We start from the raw sequence: 17,821 nt of genomic DNA, 5'->3' as shown, positions 1-17,821 counted from the left end.
GCGATTCTGAAATTAACGAAAAACAAAGACAGTATGATTATAGAACCTAGAATGAGAGGATTTATTTGTTTGACATCACACCCAAAAGGATGCGAGCAAAATGTTAAAAATCAAATTGAATATATCAAATCAAAAGGGCCTATTGAAGGAGCTAAAAAAGTATTGGTTATTGGTGCTTCAACAGGTTTTGGATTAGCTTCAAGAATTACAAGTGCCTTCGGATCTGATGCAGCAACTATTGGTGTGTTTTTTGAAAAACCATCTGCTGAGGGTAAAACTGCTACGCCAGGCTGGTACAACTCAGCTGCTTTTGAGGCAGAAGCTCATAAAGCAGGGTTATATGCAAAAAGTATTAATGGTGATGCTTTTTCAAATGAAGTAAAAAGAGAGGCTTTAGATTTGATAAAAGCTGATTTAGGACAAGTAGATCTTGTGATTTACAGTTTGGCTTCTCCGGTACGTACAAATCCTGTAACTGGAGTTACGCATCGTTCTGTTTTGAAACCAATTGGACAAACATATACTAATAAAACTGTTGATTTTCATACAGGAAAAGTAACTGAAGTTTCAATTGCTCCTGCTAATGAGGAAGATATTGTTAATACAGTTGAAGTAATGGGCGGTGATGACTGGTCGATGTGGATTGAGGCTTTAAAAAATGAAAATTTATTAGCTGATGGTGCAACAACAATTGCGTATTCATATATTGGACCTGAATTAACTGAAGCAGTTTACCGTAAGGGAACTATTGGTCGTGCAAAAGACCATTTGGAGGCAACAGCTTTTACTATTGCTGATAGCTTAAAATCAATAGGAGGAAAGGCTTATGTTTCTGTTAATAAAGCATTGGTAACACAATCAAGTTCGGCTATTCCTGTGGTTCCTTTGTACATTTCTCTTTTATATAAAGTAATGAAAGAAAAAGGTATTCACGAAGGCTGTATTGAGCAGATTCAGCGTTTGTTTAAAGATAGATTGTATAGCGGGTCTGAAATGCTTACAGATGATAAAGGAAGAATCAGAATTGACGATTGGGAAATGCGTGAGGATGTTCAGGAAGAAGTAGCTAAACTTTGGTTGGAAACTACTACAGAAACATTGCCGGAAATCGGAGATTTGGTAGGTTATAGAAATGATTTCCTTAATTTGTTCGGTTTTGAATTAGAAGGAATAGATTATAAAGCTGAAACAAATGAATTGGTTCAGGTAGAAAGTATCAAATAATTCATTTAAATGATTATAAATGAAAACCATCAACCTAAAGTTGGTGGTTTTTTTATGAATATAACATATCTTTGCGCAAAATTTGAAAATTATAAAATCTGCATCTAATTCCATTATTTTACTATGGTTTTTTCTTTAATTATACCCGTGTATAATCGCCCGGATGAAGTGGATGAACTTTTGGAAAGTTTATCAAAATCTGATTATAATGAAGCATTTGAAATTGTTCTTGTTGAAGACGGTTCTTCAAATCCCTGTAAAAGTGTTGTGATGAACTATCAGGGGAAACTTAATATTTCGTATTATTTTAAACAAAATTCAGGTCCTGGAGATTCCAGAAACTTTGGGATGCAAAAAGCGGTAGGGAATTATTTTCTCATTTTTGACTCTGATTGTATAATTCCTTCTAATTATTTAACAGAAGTCAGAAAAGAGCTGGACAGGGAGTATGTTGATTGTTTTGGTGGGCCTGACAGAGCTTTAGATAGTTTTTCGGATATTCAAAAGGCAATTAATTTTGCAATGACTTCTTTTTTAACTACAGGAGGAATTCGTGGTGGCTCTGAGAAGATTAGTAAATTTCAGCCAAGAAGTTTTAATATGGGGATTTCGAAAAAAGCTTTTGAGGCGTCAAATGGTTTTGGGAATATTCATCCGGGAGAAGATCCGGATTTGTCTATTAGATTATGGAATTTAGGTTTTGAAACGAGATTATTTCCTGATGCGTTTGTTTATCATAAACGAAGAATCGATTGGGAGAAATTTTCGATACAGGTAAATAAATTTGGAAAAGCGAGACCTATATTAAATAGTTGGTATCCGGAGTATAATAAATTGACGTTTTTCTTTCCTACCTTTTTTATACTTGGTTTATTATTAGCTTTTTTATTGTTAATTTTTAATTTTGATTTATTATTACAAATATATTTTGTATATTTCGTTATAGTTTTTCTTACATCTGCAATTCAAAATAAAAGCGTTAAAATTGGGTATTTTTCTGTAATTGCTGTCTGGAAACAGTTTTATGGTTATGGAACAGGTTTTTTGGAATCTTTTATAAAAATTATTCTTTTAAAGAAAACACCACAGAAAGCCTTCCCTAATTTGTTTTTTAAAATATAGTATGACGAAAATTATTGGTCTAACAGGAGGGATAGGAAGCGGGAAAACAACCATTGCAGATTTTTTTGGAGAGATGGGAGTGCCTGTTTACATTGCTGACAATGAAGCCAGAAAAATAATGCAGTCAAAAACTATAGTTGATCAAATTAAAGCAGTTTTTGGTGAGTTTTTGTTTGAAAATGAAGTTCTGAACAGAGCAAAACTAGCCGAAATTGTTTTTAACAATAGTGATAAACTAAATCAGTTAAATGCTATTATACATCCGGCTGTTAAAAAAGATTTTGAATCATGGCTTCAGAAAAATAAAAATTATGATTATGTAATTTATGAAGCTGCTATTTTGTTTGAAAGTGGCAGATACAAGGATTGTGATATTGTTATAACAGTTACGGCGCCTGAAGAAACAAGAATTGAAAGGGTTATTAATCGTGATAAAACAAGTAGAGAGCAGGTTTTAAGCAGGATGAAAATGCAATGGAAAGATGAAGAGCGTATTTCAAAGAGTAATTTTGTGATTTTCAATGAAAATCTTAAAACATCAAAAGAAGAAGTTGTTAAAATTCTTAAAATTTTAAATATAAAACAAAATCAGTCTTAAATGTTAATATTTGGTTAATGTATTATTTGGTATATTGTTAAAATATTAATTTTGTCTCGATGAATAAATTATTTTTTAGAATACTTGTTTTGCTCATGAGTTTGTCCTTAATAGGGATAATTCTGGTTCAGGTATATTGGTTCAATTCTTCGTTCGAAAATAATGATGAGCAATTTAAATATCACGTAACACAGGTAATTAGTGATGTTTCTGATAAACTTGAGCAACAGGAAGAATATAGTTTTTACGATAAAATTAACCATATAAAAGACAGTACAGGAAAAATACCCCAAAAAGAAGACCTGCTGGAAATTTTATTTGTTCAGAGAAATACCAAAACAAACAAAACAATTGTTTATAAAAACAGTATATCATCTGAAAAGTATGATATCAATGGAGCACTTTTTAATAAAAAGTTTAGCTCAGACGGATTTAAAAGTTTTAGTTCTAAAAGATTAACTGAAATTTATAACAATAATAATATTATTGATAATTCAGTCTTAAATCAAAGCACAATTCCGGATAAAAAAATAGAAATAGACGGAAATTTAGATATTTTAAATAAAGCTCAGTTACAGATTTCATATAAAGATTATGCTTCGGCATTACCTATAGAGGAAAGGATTTCAAATGAGAAGCTAAGAAGTATCTTAAAAAAGGAACTTACGGAGCACGAGGTAAAAACAAAATTTGAATTTGGTATATACAATAATAGTGCCCCTACAAAAATAAAATCAGAAGGGTTTCATTATGACAAAGATGCAACTTACAATGTGCCGGTTTTTGCTGATAATGAAGGGAATAGTAAATATATGCTCTCAGTTACTTTTCCGCACAAAAAGAAGTTTTTGTTATCACAATTGGTAAGTATTACTATACTGTCCATAGTTTTTACGCTAATTATAATAATTGCTTATACAAGTGCTTTAAATCAATTAATACGTCAAAAACAAATATCAGAAATCAAAACTGATTTTATTAATAATATGACGCATGAGTTTAAAACTCCTATAGCAACAATAAATTTGGCTCTTGATGCGATTCGAAATCCAAAAATTATAGAAGACAAAGAGAAGGTATATCGTTATCTTCAAATGATTAGGGATGAAAATAAAAGGATGCATGCGCAGGTTGAAAACGTTCTTCGAATTTCAAAACTGGAGAAAAAAGAATTAGATATAAGTAAAGAGCCAACGGTAATTCACGATATTATTGAAGATGCTATAGAACATGTTAATTTGATTCTAGAAGATAAAAAGGGTTCGATTGTAAAACATTATAACGCAGCAAGAACAACCTGTTTGGTTAATGAGGTGCATTTTACAAATGTTTTGGTTAATATACTGGAAAATGCCATAAAGTATTCTCCTGATGTTCCTGAAATAGAGGTTTTTACAGAGAATATCAAAGATATGATCCTTGTGAAAATAAAAGACAATGGTTTAGGAATGAGTAAAGTAGCTCAAAAAAGAGTGTTTGAGAAATTTTACAGGGAACATACTGGTGATTTACATAATGTTAAAGGACATGGTTTGGGTCTTGCTTATGTAAAGAGAATTGTAGAAGACCATAATGGTCAGGTTTATGTAGAAAGCGAAAAGGGAAAAGGTAGTACCTTCATAATAAAAATACCACTAATAAATTAAAATATGGAAAATATTAATAAGAGAATACTTTTAGTAGAAGATGACCTTAATTTTGGTGCGGTTCTTAAAGATTATTTGATGCTGAATGATTTTGAAGTTACTTTAGCAAAAAATGGTATGGAAGGTTTTGAAAAATTCAAAAAAGATGTATATGATTTATGCATTTTGGATGTGATGATGCCATATAAGGATGGGTATACTTTAGCAAAAGAAATCAGAGAGAAAAATAGTGAAGTCCCGATTATTTTTTTAACGGCAAAATCAATGAAAGAGGATGTTTTAAAAGGATATAAAGCAGGTGCTGATGATTATCTGAACAAACCTTTTGATTCTGAAGTTTTATTGATGAAAATTAAAGCTATTATTCAAAGAAAATCATCTGATACAAAAGCAGAGCAAGTTCAGTTTGAATTCAATATTGGTAAATTTCATTTAAATTCTAAATTGAGATTTTTAACATTTCAAGATGAAGAACCAATCAAATTATCTCCGAAAGAGAATGAATTGCTAAAAATGCTGATTTTACATGAGAATGATTTAATGCCAAGAGAATTAGCCTTGACAAAAATCTGGAGAGATGATAATTATTTTACTTCAAGAAGTATGGATGTTTACATCGCTAAACTTAGAAAATATCTAAAAGCCGATGAAGATGTAGAAATTTTAAATATCCACGGCGAGGGATTCAGATTAGTTGTAAAAAGTAAAGCGATATCTGAATAAAAATATTAAGATGAGAAAAAAGCTCCGAATTGTCGGAGCTTTTTTTATGGACAAAAGTTAATCTTAAATTCTAAAGTAAATTAACGCCTAATGTAATTTCAGTTTTTAATAATTTTGAAATAGGACAGATTTCTTTTGCTTTGGTCGCAATTTCGGCAAATTTTTCTGCTGTAATGGCTGGTACTTTTCCTTTAAGTTCTAAATGAATTAAAGTGATGTTTCCATCTTCAAAAGTAACTGTTGCCTCAGTAGATAAATCATCGGCAACAAATCCCTCTTCGTTTAACAGAAAACTTAATTGCATTGTAAAACAGCCTGAATGGGCAGCAGCAATGAGTTCTTCAGGATTGGTTCCTACTCCTTCGGCAAATCTTGTTTTAAAGGATAACTGGGCATTATTTAAGGTTGTACTTTGTGTACTTATAGTTCCGGTTCCTTCCATACCGGTTCCTTTCCAGTTTGCATTAGCTTTTCTTGTAAATTTCATTTTTGTTGTTATTAAAATTAATAAAATTATTTGATTGCAATTTTTGAAACAAAGTGTAATTCAAATATAATCAATATTTTATAGTTTTATTTTATTGATTTGTTACTGAAAAGTAAAAGCATTAAAAAAGGTGTAATGAGAGAGCTCTCGTTACACCTTTAAAAATTATAAACGGAATCTTATTCCTGACTTAAATTACGCAATTGTTTCAGTTTATCTTTCCAAACTTCCAGACTTTCTTTGTGAATGGCAATGTTTTTACGAACTTCAAGAACTATAGAATTTTCCTTTTTCGCATTTTTAGTGTTTGTGAAGAACTGAATATTATTTTCTAATTGAAAAATTTCATTTTGAACTTCTTCGATTTTACGCATGATGAAAATCTTTTCATTATCTAACTTGCGAGTATCGTTGCTTTCTGATAAAGAATCAATTCTATTAGAAAAACGCATCATTTCACTGTCTTTTTTGCTTAGACTTAGTTTTTCAAAAAGAGCGTCTAATATTTTATTGAATTTACCTTCTATATGACGTCTTGAAAAAGGTACTTTTCCAAATCCCTTCCAGGTTTCAATGTGTAATTTAATCGCATCGAGATCTGTTTTATGGTCTCCGGTAAGTTCGAATGCTCTTAAAGTGTCTAAATATGCTTTTTTGTTATCAAATGCGGCAACTTCTTCTGTGTTTTCTTCAGATTTATGCTCCTTTAACTTATCAAAATAATGATTGCAGGCATCTTTAAATTCCTTCCATATTTTATCCGAATATTTTTTAGGTACATGACCAATTTGCTTCCATTCCTCCTGAATTTGCTTCATGATTGGAGTAGTAGCATTAAAGTCTGTACTTTCCTGTAACTCTTTTGCTTTTGCAACAAGAGCCATTTTTTTGTTTAAATTATCGGTTTGGTCTTTTTTGATGTCTTTGTAAAACGAATTTTTGAAAGAATTGAAGTTTCTGACAGCATTTTTAAACGCAGCCCAGGTTTCTTCGTTTACTTCATTTGGGACTTTTCCTGCAGCAAAAAACTCATTTCTTAGACTTTCAACTTTTTGTATCTGTAAAAGCCATTGCGGATGTGAGTTTACTTTTTCAGTACCTAAAACTTCAATTTTAGCAATTATTTCTTTCTTTGCTTCAAGATTTTTTTGTTCGTTAGCCCTTTGACTTTCGAATAAAAGTTCTCTTTTGTCATGAATTTTTTTGGTTAACTCACTAAATTTATTCCAAATCGTATCACGATGTTCTTTTGAAACAGGTCCAATGTCTTCTTTCCAGATTCTGTGTAAATCCTGAAGCTCACGAAATGCTTTGCTGATATCGGTCTCATTAGCCAATTCTTCAACGCGTGTGATAATTTTTTGTTTTTGCTCCAGATTGTACTTAAAGTCTAAATCTCTGGCTTCGCGGTCTAAATGCAGGTAATCATAGAAATTTTCAAGATGGAAATGGTAGTTGTTCCAGACATGGTTGTATTTATCTTTCGGAATTGGCCCGGCATTTTTCCATCTTTCTCTTAAATCATTAAAATGTTTAAGAATGTCTTTTATGTTTTCCTGAGGGTTTATAAGCTCTTTTAGTTCTTCAACTATAGTTAACCTGTTTTCTAAATTTGATTTTAAGTTGGTTTGTAAATGTTTAAAATGAGCATTTCTTTTTTCTCTAAAAACATTATAATATTCATCAAATTTAGATTTTAATGGAGAATGGTACTCGAATTCTTCATTAGGGTCTTGTTTTGAAGCATTAAATTCTTCCTTTTTTTCTTCAATGAAATGATTAAACTGAAGTAAAAAAGATTTTTTAATTTCTTCGATATGATCTTTTACAGACATTATTTTGTCTGTGTTTATAAGCTTTTTTAATTCATCAACGAGTTCATCCAGAGAAAAAGTGTGATAGTCCTTCATAGGGATATCATGACGTTCTTTTAGCGTTTCGTCTTCACTTTCTTCTGCATTAGAATTCGTTATTGCATCCAATGCTGATTGATGATCGGTATCTTCCAAAATTTCTTCAGTACTTACAGTTTCATTATGCGAAATTTCATTTTCTGATACTGTTTCAGAATTCGATGTTTCAATTGCATCATTTTGTACAGAATCGTTAATTTCGATTCCTGTTTTTCCATCTGCTTCCTGCAGGTTATCATTCTTTTCTTCTAACATCTTTAAATGTGTAAGGTTTTTATTTTAAACAGAGCGAAAGATAGTAAAGGTGTTTCTAAATACAAAATAATTCGTTTGTTTATATGTTGTTTTACTATGAAATTCTTGTTTATTCAAGTAAATTGTAATTTTGTAGTGGTTTTTTTTGTTGATTTCTTAAAGTTAATTTAAGTCAAAAATTAAGTTGAAAAGAAGGTTTTTGTACAGTTTTGTGTTTTTTAGGAAAATTAGGTGTTGCAAAATATATTTTTATGAATGATTAAAATAAAATCAGCATTCCAACCTCAAGGCCAAAATTATAAGATTTTTGGTTTCCAAAAGCAACGCTAGGATGAATATATGCCATGTCATTTTTGGTTATTCTTTTACCAAATTCTAAGTATGCATTATTTGGATAACCTTTATTGATTGCATTGTATCTTAAAGCAACATCTCCAGCAATCCAGTGAGGACCAAATAGGTACATGAAATAATTCTCGAATATGGTTAAGTTTATATCGTTTCTGTTATCTGACCCTGCAAAACTGATTTGGTTTTCTAAAGATGTGATCCATAAAATGTTTTTTGTAAAATATTTACCAAAGAAAAACGCCGGAGAAAAGACCCATTTGCCTGAACCGAGAGCAGGATCTACTGCTGAGTTGGAAATAACTCTTGCGCGGAATGCGATTCCTTCATCTTTGTATTTCATATAAGGGATGTAGCTTAGACCTGCGCCAATATCACCGATTCCGGTTTTATTGTCTGAATTTGTATTTGCAGAAACTAATGGAAGATCAATTCTTAGGTTCCATGCCTTGTTGGCGATTGGATGTAAAAAGCGAAGTTGTGTAGTGTTAAATGAACCTTTGTCTGTATCTAAAATATTCATTAAAAAGTAAAATAGTTTTCAGGTAATAGTGGTAACGCGCTTCTGTGTAAATGTTCCTTTTTTGGACAATAGTATCCTGAGCCTGAAGTGTAATGTGAAATATAAAACTTAATGATAAAAAAGTTAAAGTATTTTTCATAACTATTTGTAAATAAGTGAACTAATTTACAAAAAAAAAACACTTTAACCTTTTGTTGATATGAAGGAATTATTTGTTCCAGATCTTCCAGGCTTTCTCTGCCTGAAAAATAAGCATATCATATCCGTTTTTTATAATTGCACCCCTTTCTTTAGCATTTTTTAAAAACTGAGTCTCTGCCGGATTGTAAATTAAATCGTAGGCAATATGTTTGTCGGTAAAAAACTCATAAGGCAGGTTGGGACAAGCTTCAATATTTGGGCTAGTTCCAACTGGTGTGCAATTGATTATGATTTGAAAATTATCAAAAGTGGTAGCATTAATCAGACTATAATCAATAATGTTTTCTTTTACTTCTCTTGAAACGAATGTGTAAGGAATATCAAGTTCATCAAGGGCAAAAGCAACCCCTTTTGAAGCTCCTCCGGTTCCCAAAATAAGGGCTTTTTTATGATGCGACTCTAATAATGGTTTTAAGGATTTTTTAAAACCATAATAATCGGTATTATATCCTTTTAATTTTCCTTTTTTGGTGAATTTGATAGTGTTTACAGCGCCAATTAAAGCAGCTTTTTTTGAAAGTTTATCCAGAAAAGGAATGACTTGTTCTTTATAAGGAATTGTAACGTTTAAACCGTTTAAATCAGGGTTGTTTTTAACTAACTCCGTAAAATAGTTGATTTCTGAGATGTCAAAATTTTCGTAGCTGTTGCCGACAAATACATCATCTTTAAATTTTTCGGTAAAATATCCTTTAGAAAAGGAATAGCTAATATTACGGCCTAATAAACCAAAACGTCGTCTTAAAATGTCAATCATTATTATTTTCTGTGTTTTTCAATATAATTTCGCACCATTTTTTTTGCCCAGACTACCGGAAATAAATCTTCAATCAGTATGTAATTGTCAAAATTCAGGCGTAACCCGTTGCTTAGGTGAAATTTAGCTTTTGTGTTGTCCTGAATCATAAAATACAATCCGGCTAAACGATATTCTATTTCGTTTTCTTCCGGGAAATATTCAGAAGCCTGAAGCAGGGTTTGTATTGCACTGTCAAATTCTCCTAAAAACTGTAAGATATCAACCCAGAATAACCAGGTATCCAATGCGTAGTCTCCAAATTCAACTGCTTTTCGATAGCCAAATTCAGCTTCTTCAAAAAAGTTCATTTGTTTGTTAATCATAGCATAGCGTTTCCAGTACAAACGATTCTGGTTATCTATTGCCAATGCCTTATTTACAAAAAATAATGCCTTTTGGAAGTTTTTCTGGCGAATGTAAAAATCAGTAATAGCAATCCATCCTTTGTCCAGAAGTGGGTCTTCGTGAACTGTTTGGTTGTAATATTTCAGTGCTAAAATTGTATTTCCTAATTTTTCATAACATTTACCAATTCGTAATAAAGCATATGAAGTTGCGTCGTCTAACTCAATAGTACGGTTATAGCTTTCAATTGCCTGAGTATATTTTTTTAGGCGCTCGTAGGCTTTTGCTTTTTCCATGAATGCTCCCAAAAATTCTTCGTCAATCAGGGTTGCATAATCAAAAGCGCGAATTGCATTTTCGTATTCTTTTACACCATAATGCAATCGTCCAAGCTGATGCCAGGCAATTTCGCTGTATGGATTTTTGTTGATGTATTCATTAAGATAAACAATAGCCTCCTGATTTTGGTCTAGGAATTCAAAACAATATACTACGTTATAGAGAGCAGACTGATCTTCCAGGTCTTCTTCAAGACATTTGATGAAGCTGTCTTTTGCCATTTCAAGGTTATCCATGAAAAGATATTCCATTCCGATTAAGTTGTATACATCAGCAAAATCGTCTGTATATTGTAGTGCAATTTTAAGCAATTCTACTGCTTTTTCATGCTGGTCTCTTTTGGAACAAATATTAGCTTTCTGGATGTAAATTTCCTCGTTATTAGGTTCGATTGCATATAACTCATTTAAAAGTTTCTCGGCGATATCTAATTTGTCGTCGTAAACCAACATTTCTACTTGTACTAATTTTAAGCCTGTAGATTTTGGATGTTGGTCTAATGCAAGTTTTAAGGCCTTTTTTGCTAAATTAGCCTTGCCTATGTCTAAATAATGAAGAATGATTTCTTCGAATTCTTCAGAATCAAAAAAGAGTACTTTGTTGGTTTTTAACATTGACTCAAATTTGGATAAGGATAGGTTATAATCTTCTTCTTCGTTGCTTAATTGCATACTTTGTCTTTTTGAAATTAGCCTGTTATAAATTTAGGCAACCATATTATCTTGTGAGGAAAGGGAATTAATTGTTTTGAACAATTTAATTAACAATATGGGCAGAATTTGTGTTCTTTTTTTAATCGTAATCTTCTGATATATAAAAGATTATTTGTTTGTTATTCTGCTTTTGTTTTTAATTCAGCGGCCTAGCCCAGATAGGAACGACATCCTTTTGTTTTTTTCTTTAAAAAACAAAAGATATAGTGTATAGCTGGAAACAGCTCCTAATTATGATTTTTGTTCTTTTTTCAAAATTTTATCCATAACTTCGAGAATTATGGTGCATCCTTCTTTTATTTCTTCTTCAGAAATGGTTAACGGCGGTGTTATTCTGATAGCGCATCCTTCAAAAAGTAACCAGAATAAAATAAGTCCTTTTTCCTGACAGTTTAAAATTACCTCATTGGTAATTTCTGCACTTTCAGTCATAGCTGCAAGCATTAACCCTTTTCCTCTAATTTCTGTTATCAAAGGATGTACCAAAAGTGATCTGAAGAGTTTTTCCTTTTCTAAAGTTTGCTGCATCAGATTAGTCTCAGTTAATTCCTGCAAAGTAGCTAAACAGGCTGACGCAATGACAGGATGACCTCCAAAAGTTGTGATATGCCCTAGTTTTGGATTCTCGGTTAAAAGGTCCATTTTTTCAGCAGATGCCGTAAAAGCACCCACCGGCATTCCTCCGCCCATTCCTTTTCCCATAACAACTATATCCGGAACTACATCATAGTTTTGAAAGCCAAATAATTTTCCGGTGCGGCCAAAGCCAGGCTGAATTTCGTCTACAATCATCATGGCGCCTACTTCGTCACAGCGTTTGCGTACTTTTTGGAGAAAGTTGTTTTTGGGCTCAATGAAACCAGCACCACCCTGAATAGTTTCAAGTAAAATTGCAGCAGTTCTTGTTGTTATTTTTTGTAAATCTTCTTCGTTATTGAATGTAATAAAATCAACATCCGGAAGTAATGGACGAAAAGCTTGTTTGCGTTCTTCGAAGCCCATAACACTCATGGAGCCCATAGTATTTCCGTGATATGCATTGTGGCAGGAAATCAATTGACTGCGGCCTGTTGAGCGTTTGGCTAATTTAAGAGCGCCTTCAATTGCTTCAGTACCGGAGTTTACTAAATAGGTTTTGTTTAAAGATTCCGGCAGGAGTGAAGCTATTAATTTGCAATACTGAACAGCTGGACTTTGTGAATATTCTCCGTAAACCATTACATGCGAATATTTGTCTAACTGATCTTTTATAGCCTGATTGACTCTTGGATGCTGGTGTCCAAGTGTACAGGCCGAAACGCCGGCAACAAAATCTAAATATTTTTTATCGCTGGTATCGTAAATATAAGAGCCAATAGCGTGTGAAACCTCCATTCCGAGTGGGTAAGGAGAGGTTTGTGCCTGATATTTTATAAAATCTGGATTCATTTTTTTAGAGTTCAAAGTGACAAAGGTACTAAGTCACTAAGGTTTTAATTTTAGGCTTAGGTTAATTTTGTCAACTGAAAATTATATAAATCGAAAACTTATTTATTTTTTAGTTTTTGATTTTGGCATTGTGTCATTCTTTGCTGCAGGTTTCTTTTTGTCGTAATTTAATGTTTCCTTCCTGACTTTCATCGGAACATTTGGTTTGGCTTCTTCAACTTTTCCTTCCTTGATTAATTTTTCATTCAGTTCGTTTTCTTCCGGAGGGAAAATATCGTCTTTTGATTTTATTCTTTCATCTCCGCGCCAGACAAAGCCTCTTAATTTACGGTCATTTTCGGCTAAATCGGCTTCGGGATAAATATCGCCATCGACATTCTTGAAAAAAGTGATATTTTCTACAGCGTTATTTTCTAAAATCAGATTGATTTTACTACTTATATTTTTATTGATTCCGATAAGTTCATTGGCGTCATTCCGCATATAATAAACAACTTCGGTGTTTTTTATTACGTCAACATCATGGAGTTTTCCGTCGCGGAATTTTCCAAATAAATTGAGCCCCTTGACCTGATTGTAACCGGTGCTGAGAGTGTCTTTGGATATGAGGAAAGTATTTCCGAGTACTTTGAGGGAATCTAATTTTCGGGTTGCGTTGTCGCCAATTAAATGCATAATAGTTCCGGTAATCTGACTTTCTCCATTCCATAAAATTGGGCTTCCAATTAATTTTGTCAATGCCGTTTTGCTGTTAGAATGAAGCGAGTCGCATTTTCCGCTCATATCGACTTTGTAAAACCGAACATTATTGAAGGCTCTGATGATTCGTTCACCTTCTTTACCGGTTACCATTAATTTTTTACCATGAATATACACGGAATCTTTTTCGACCAAATTTATAGCAACAGCTCTTTTGGTTACAAACATGGAGTCCTTTAGTTTGTATAATTCGGCATAATGCCCTTTTACGATTCCTTTGTTTATGGAGTCGGTAATTTTTACGTTCCTGGTTGCAGAAGCAAATTCAGTATTCCGGTTGTAGAATAAACTATCGCCTTCGATACGCCGGTCATCATATTTTATATACGATTTTCGGAGGAAATGCGCCAGATTTTTTTTGGTGTCGTAAAAACCATTTTCGGTATAAATGTAATTTGTTTTACTTGTAATCGTGGATGGACCAAATAAATAAGAATGCCCGGAATTGCTATAATAATCTAAATGATTAGACTTCATAACATATTTCGGGTTTGTAAGCGTGACTTCGGTTAAAAACTGAAATTTTTTCTGTGCTACATAATACCTTCCTGATTTACTGACTAATGTATTGTCTTTATTGATAATTGTACCTTTGGTGTTGTAAAAAACCTCCTGAACATTTCGGTCAAAATTGATAGTGTCGGTTTGTAAAGTAGCATCGGGAGAGGTCATAACGGCATTTCCGGTTGCAAAAGCTTTTTTAACGTTTCCATTATATTCTGCGTATTTGCTGTTTAAGTATAATGTGTCTCCCTGAACCAGTTGTACGTCTCCGAAAGCTTTGATGTAATTTTCTTTTTGAAAATAATAAGCTTTATTACAGGTAAGAACAACTCCATCGTGATTTATTTTTACATTTCCTGTAAGCAGAAGAGCGCCTGGAATTTCTGCTTCATTGACATCTGAAAAGTCTGAGTTTTCTACTATGATTTTTTTAGGTGCTTGTGCAAAAATGTTTTGTACGCTTACTAAAAACAAACAAAAAGATATGAAAAAGAGTAGTTTCTTCAATTGATTTAATTTTTGTCAAATTTATGAAAAAGGTTAAAACCTTAATCGATATTATGATTTATTTATAATGCTAAATCATGTCGCCTGAAAGACATAAATAAAAAATAAGGCAGAGTAAAAACTTTGCCTTTTGATACTAATTGTAATGCTGAAAGATAAAATCTAAACTTTGCTTTTCAGTGTTTCAGCATCAATACTGCTGTGTGAAACATCGTAAACTGCTTTCCCATTTTTGATTAAAATCAATTGCGGGGATTCATGGTAAACATTATATCTTTCTGCAATTTCATTTGAAATATCGCGGTGTGCAATTAAATCTAAAAAATACGGGTCGACTACATTTTCAAGATCGTATTCTCTTTCAAATTGTTTTAAAGCCATTCTGCTAATGCTGCATCGTGTGCTATGTTTAAAAATTACAACTGGTTTTTCATTTGATATTGCTTCTACTTCCTGTAATTGAAGAATGTTGGTTAATTCTGTCCAGTTTACTTTGCTTTTTGAAGCTTCTGAATTATCTGAATTTCCGAAAAGTGAATTAAAAAAACTCATATTTGACTTGTTTTGTGACTTTTTGACATATAAAAAACGCTAAAAACAGATTTATACAGTCATTTTGTCTGTTTTTTTACTGTGGAATATAATTTGTCTATTCGAATACAAAGTTAATTTTTTTGAGTTAAAAACGGAACTCTATAAATCTTAACTTTAATGGTATCGAATATTTAAACAATAATCATCAAATCATAAAAATATGAACATAAATAAATTTACTATTAAATCGCAGGAAGCCATTCAGTTGTCACAACAGTTAGCACAACGAAATGGCCAGCAGCAAATTGAAAATGAACACATTTTCAAAGCCATTTTTGAAGTGGATGAAAACGTTGCGCCATTTATTCTCAAAAAATTAAATGTAAACGTTCCGTTGTTTCTTCAAATTTTAGACAGTACAATTCAGAGTTTTCCAAAAGTTTCTGGAGGTGAAATTATGCTTTCAAGAGATGCAAATAAAGCTTTGAACGAAGCTGAAATTATTGCCCAAAAAATGAACGACGAATACGTTTCGATTGAACATTTAATATTGGCTATTTTCGACTCAAAAAGCAAAGTTTCTCAGATTTTAAAAGATCAGGGCGTTACCGGAAAAGGTTTAAAAGCGGCTATTGAAGAATTACGCAAAGGAGAAAGAGTTACATCAGCTTCAGCTGAAGAAACGTATAATTCTTTAAATAAATATGCTAAAAACTTAAACGAATTAGCAAGAACAGGGAAATTAGACCCTGTAATTGGCCGTGACGAAGAAATTCGTCGTGTATTACAGATTCTGACTCGTAGAACAAAAAACAATCCAATGCTTATTGGAGAACCTGGAGTTGGTAAAACCGCAATTGCAGAAGGTTTAGCGCACAGAATTGTAGATGGAGACGTTCCGGAAAACCTGAAAGATAAAATCGTTTTCTCGCTAGATATGGGAGCTTTGATTGCCGGAGCGAAATATAAAGGAGAATTTGAAGAACGTTTAAAATCGGTTGTAAAAGAAGTTACGGCTGCTGACGGAGATATCGTTTTGTTCATCGATGAGATTCATACGCTTGTTGGAGCAGGTGGTGGAGAAGGCGCAATGGATGCGGCTAATATTCTAAAACCAGCTTTGGCTCGTGGAGAATTGAGAGCAATAGGAGCAACGACTTTAGATGAATATCAAAAATATTTTGAAAAAGACAAAGCGCTTGAAAGACGTTTCCAAAAAGTATTAATCGATGAGCCGGATACAGAAAGTGCCATTTCGATTTTACGTGGAATTAAAGAGAAATACGAAACACACCATAAAGTTCAAATTAAAGACGAAGCGATTATTGCGGCTGTAGAACTTTCACAACGTTATATTACAAATCGTTTCTTGCCAGATAAAGCAATCGACTTAATGGATGAAGCGGCTTCTAAACTGCGTATGGAAATCAATTCAAAACCAGAAGAATTAGACGTTTTGGATCGTAAAATCATGCAGTTGGAAATCGAAATCGAAGCCATCAAACGTGAAAAAGAAGAAAGCAAGCTGAAAATTTTAGGTATGGAATTAGCCAACCTAAAAGAAGAGCGAAACGAAATCTATGCAAAATGGAAACAGGAAAAAGATATTGTTGATGGAATTCAGGCTGTAAAACATGAAATCGAAGACTTTAAGTACGAAGCAGAACGTGCAGAACGTGAAGGAGATTACGGAAAAGTAGCCGAAATTCGTTACGGAAAAATAAAAGAAGCACAGGAACGCCAGGAAACATTGCAGAAACAATTGTTAGAGTTTCAATCTGGAAATTCTTTAATCAAAGAAGAAGTTACCAGAGAAGATATCGCAGAAGTTGTAGCAAAATGGACAGGAATTCCAGTTACAAAAATGCTTCAGACTGAAAGAGAAAAACTATTACATCTTGAAGATGAATTACATAGACGTGTAGTAGGTCAGGAAGAGGCAATAGAAGCGGTGAGTGATGCCGTTCGCAGAAGTCGTGCCGGTTTGCAGGATATGAAAAAACCTGTAGGATCGTTCTTATTCTTAGGAACAACCGGAGTTGGTAAAACAGAATTAGCTAAAGCTTTGGCAGAATATCTTTTTGATGATGAAAATGCTATGACGCGTATTGATATGAGTGAATACCAAGAACGTCACAGTGTGAGCCGTTTGGTTGGTGCGCCTCCAGGATATGTAGGTTATGATGAAGGAGGTCAGTTGACAGAAGCTGTTCGTAGAAAGCCATATTCTGTTGTACTGTTGGATGAGATCGAAAAAGCACATCCGGATACGTTCAATATTTTGTTGCAAGTTCTGGACGAAGGTCGTTTAACTGATAATAAAGGCCGTTTGGCTGATTTTAGAAACACGATTATTATTATGACTTCAAATATGGCAAGTAATATCATTCAGGAGAAATTTGAAAACCTAAAAGGAAGCGTTGAAGCAGCGACAGAAGCAGCTAAAAACGAAGTTTTAGGATTGTTAAAGCAAACTGTTCGTCCTGAGTTTATTAATCGTATTGACGAAATTGTTATGTTTACACCGCTTACAGTTGATAACATTTCTAGAATTGTAAGTCTGCAGTTAAAGAGTGTTACCAAAATGCTGGCGCTGCAAGGTATTACAATGGATGCAACTCCGGAGGCTATTGCTTATCTCGCAGACAAAGGTTATGATCCACATTTTGGAGCAAGACCTGTAAAGCGTGTGGTTCAGAGAGAAGTTTTAAATCAATTGTCAAAAGAGATTCTGGCAGGAAACATAACAACAGACAGCATTATTTTATTAGATGCTTTTGATGGTAATCTGGTTTTCAGAAATCAGACGCAAAAAGAAGAATAATTTTACAAGTAAAAACACCAGTCTAAATA

Annotated in this window: 14 protein-coding genes; 6 read left to right on the top strand and 8 right to left on the bottom strand. The window is 32.9% G+C overall.

Translation table 11 applies throughout. The features are described from left to right. The first annotated feature begins 33 nt into the window (after positions 1-33). The 5 genes from fabV (at position 34) to GWR14_RS21860 (ending at position 5,313) form a co-directional block, all read left to right on the top strand. Entirely contained in the window at positions 34-1,224 is a 1,191-nt protein-coding gene (gene fabV / locus GWR14_RS21880) for an enoyl-ACP reductase FabV (RefSeq protein WP_163411278.1), read from the top strand. A 123-nt stretch (positions 1,225-1,347) separates the two neighbouring features. Beyond that, positions 1,348-2,346 carry a glycosyltransferase gene (locus GWR14_RS21875; protein ID WP_163411277.1) on the top strand — a complete coding sequence of 333 codons (999 nt, stop codon included), beginning with the start codon at positions 1,348-1,350 and terminating at the stop codon, positions 2,344-2,346. 1 nt (position 2,347) lies between these two features. Further along, on the top strand, positions 2,348-2,944 hold the full coding sequence (coaE, locus tag GWR14_RS21870; RefSeq protein ID WP_163411276.1) for a dephospho-CoA kinase: 597 nt from the start codon (positions 2,348-2,350) through the stop codon (positions 2,942-2,944). Between the two features lie 59 nt (positions 2,945-3,003). Continuing rightward, positions 3,004-4,590, top strand: coding sequence for a sensor histidine kinase (locus GWR14_RS21865; RefSeq protein ID WP_163411275.1), 1,587 nt, complete (start codon positions 3,004-3,006; stop codon positions 4,588-4,590). A 3-nt stretch (positions 4,591-4,593) separates the two neighbouring features. Continuing rightward, positions 4,594-5,313: a response regulator transcription factor gene (locus tag GWR14_RS21860; protein WP_163411274.1), complete on the top strand. Its 720-nt coding sequence runs from the start codon at positions 4,594-4,596 to the stop codon at positions 5,311-5,313. A 70-nt stretch (positions 5,314-5,383) separates the two neighbouring features. On the opposite strand, the gene GWR14_RS21855 is transcribed toward GWR14_RS21860, so the two are convergent. The 8 genes from GWR14_RS21855 to ytxJ all read right to left on the bottom strand — a co-directional run bounded on the left by GWR14_RS21855 (position 5,384) and on the right by ytxJ (position 14,986). Further along, the gene (locus GWR14_RS21855) at positions 5,384-5,800 is read right to left on the bottom strand and encodes an OsmC family protein (RefSeq protein ID WP_163411273.1); all 417 of its coding nucleotides are present in this window, start codon (positions 5,798-5,800) and stop codon (positions 5,384-5,386) included. 179 nt (positions 5,801-5,979) lie between these two features. Beyond that, positions 5,980-7,968 (bottom strand): DUF349 domain-containing protein, encoded by a 1,989-nt coding sequence (locus tag GWR14_RS21850; protein WP_163411272.1) that lies wholly within the window; start codon positions 7,966-7,968, stop codon positions 5,980-5,982. A 259-nt stretch (positions 7,969-8,227) separates the two neighbouring features. Then, complete coding sequence (locus GWR14_RS21845; protein ID WP_246236366.1) at positions 8,228-8,839, bottom strand: lipid A phosphoethanolamine transferase; 612 nt, start codon at positions 8,837-8,839, stop codon at positions 8,228-8,230. A gap of 208 nt (positions 8,840-9,047) precedes the next feature. Beyond that, entirely contained in the window at positions 9,048-9,797 is a 750-nt protein-coding gene (locus GWR14_RS21840; RefSeq protein ID WP_163411271.1) for a shikimate dehydrogenase family protein, read from the bottom strand. Between the two features lie 2 nt (positions 9,798-9,799). Continuing rightward, positions 9,800-11,194 (bottom strand): tetratricopeptide repeat protein, encoded by a 1,395-nt coding sequence (locus tag GWR14_RS21835; RefSeq protein WP_163411270.1) that lies wholly within the window; start codon positions 11,192-11,194, stop codon positions 9,800-9,802. Positions 11,195-11,467: 273 nt separating this feature from the next. Further along, complete coding sequence (locus GWR14_RS21830) at positions 11,468-12,664, bottom strand: aspartate aminotransferase family protein (protein ID WP_163411269.1); 1,197 nt, start codon at positions 12,662-12,664, stop codon at positions 11,468-11,470. A gap of 102 nt (positions 12,665-12,766) precedes the next feature. Continuing rightward, positions 12,767-14,434, bottom strand: coding sequence for an OstA-like protein (locus GWR14_RS21825; protein WP_163411268.1), 1,668 nt, complete (start codon positions 14,432-14,434; stop codon positions 12,767-12,769). A gap of 162 nt (positions 14,435-14,596) precedes the next feature. Next, complete coding sequence (gene ytxJ, locus GWR14_RS21820) at positions 14,597-14,986, bottom strand: bacillithiol system redox-active protein YtxJ (protein WP_163411267.1); 390 nt, start codon at positions 14,984-14,986, stop codon at positions 14,597-14,599. Positions 14,987-15,188: 202 nt separating this feature from the next. Between ytxJ and clpB the strand changes: the two genes are divergently transcribed. Further along, the gene (gene clpB, locus GWR14_RS21815) at positions 15,189-17,792 is read left to right on the top strand and encodes an ATP-dependent chaperone ClpB (RefSeq protein ID WP_163411266.1); all 2,604 of its coding nucleotides are present in this window, start codon (positions 15,189-15,191) and stop codon (positions 17,790-17,792) included. The last annotated feature ends 29 nt before the right edge of the window (positions 17,793-17,821 follow it).

The organism is Flavobacterium ajazii, assembly GCF_010614725.1.
In the GTDB taxonomy this organism is placed as follows: Bacteria; Bacteroidota; Bacteroidia; order Flavobacteriales; family Flavobacteriaceae; genus Flavobacterium; species Flavobacterium ajazii.
This window is presented reverse-complemented; position numbering and strand designations above follow the sequence as displayed.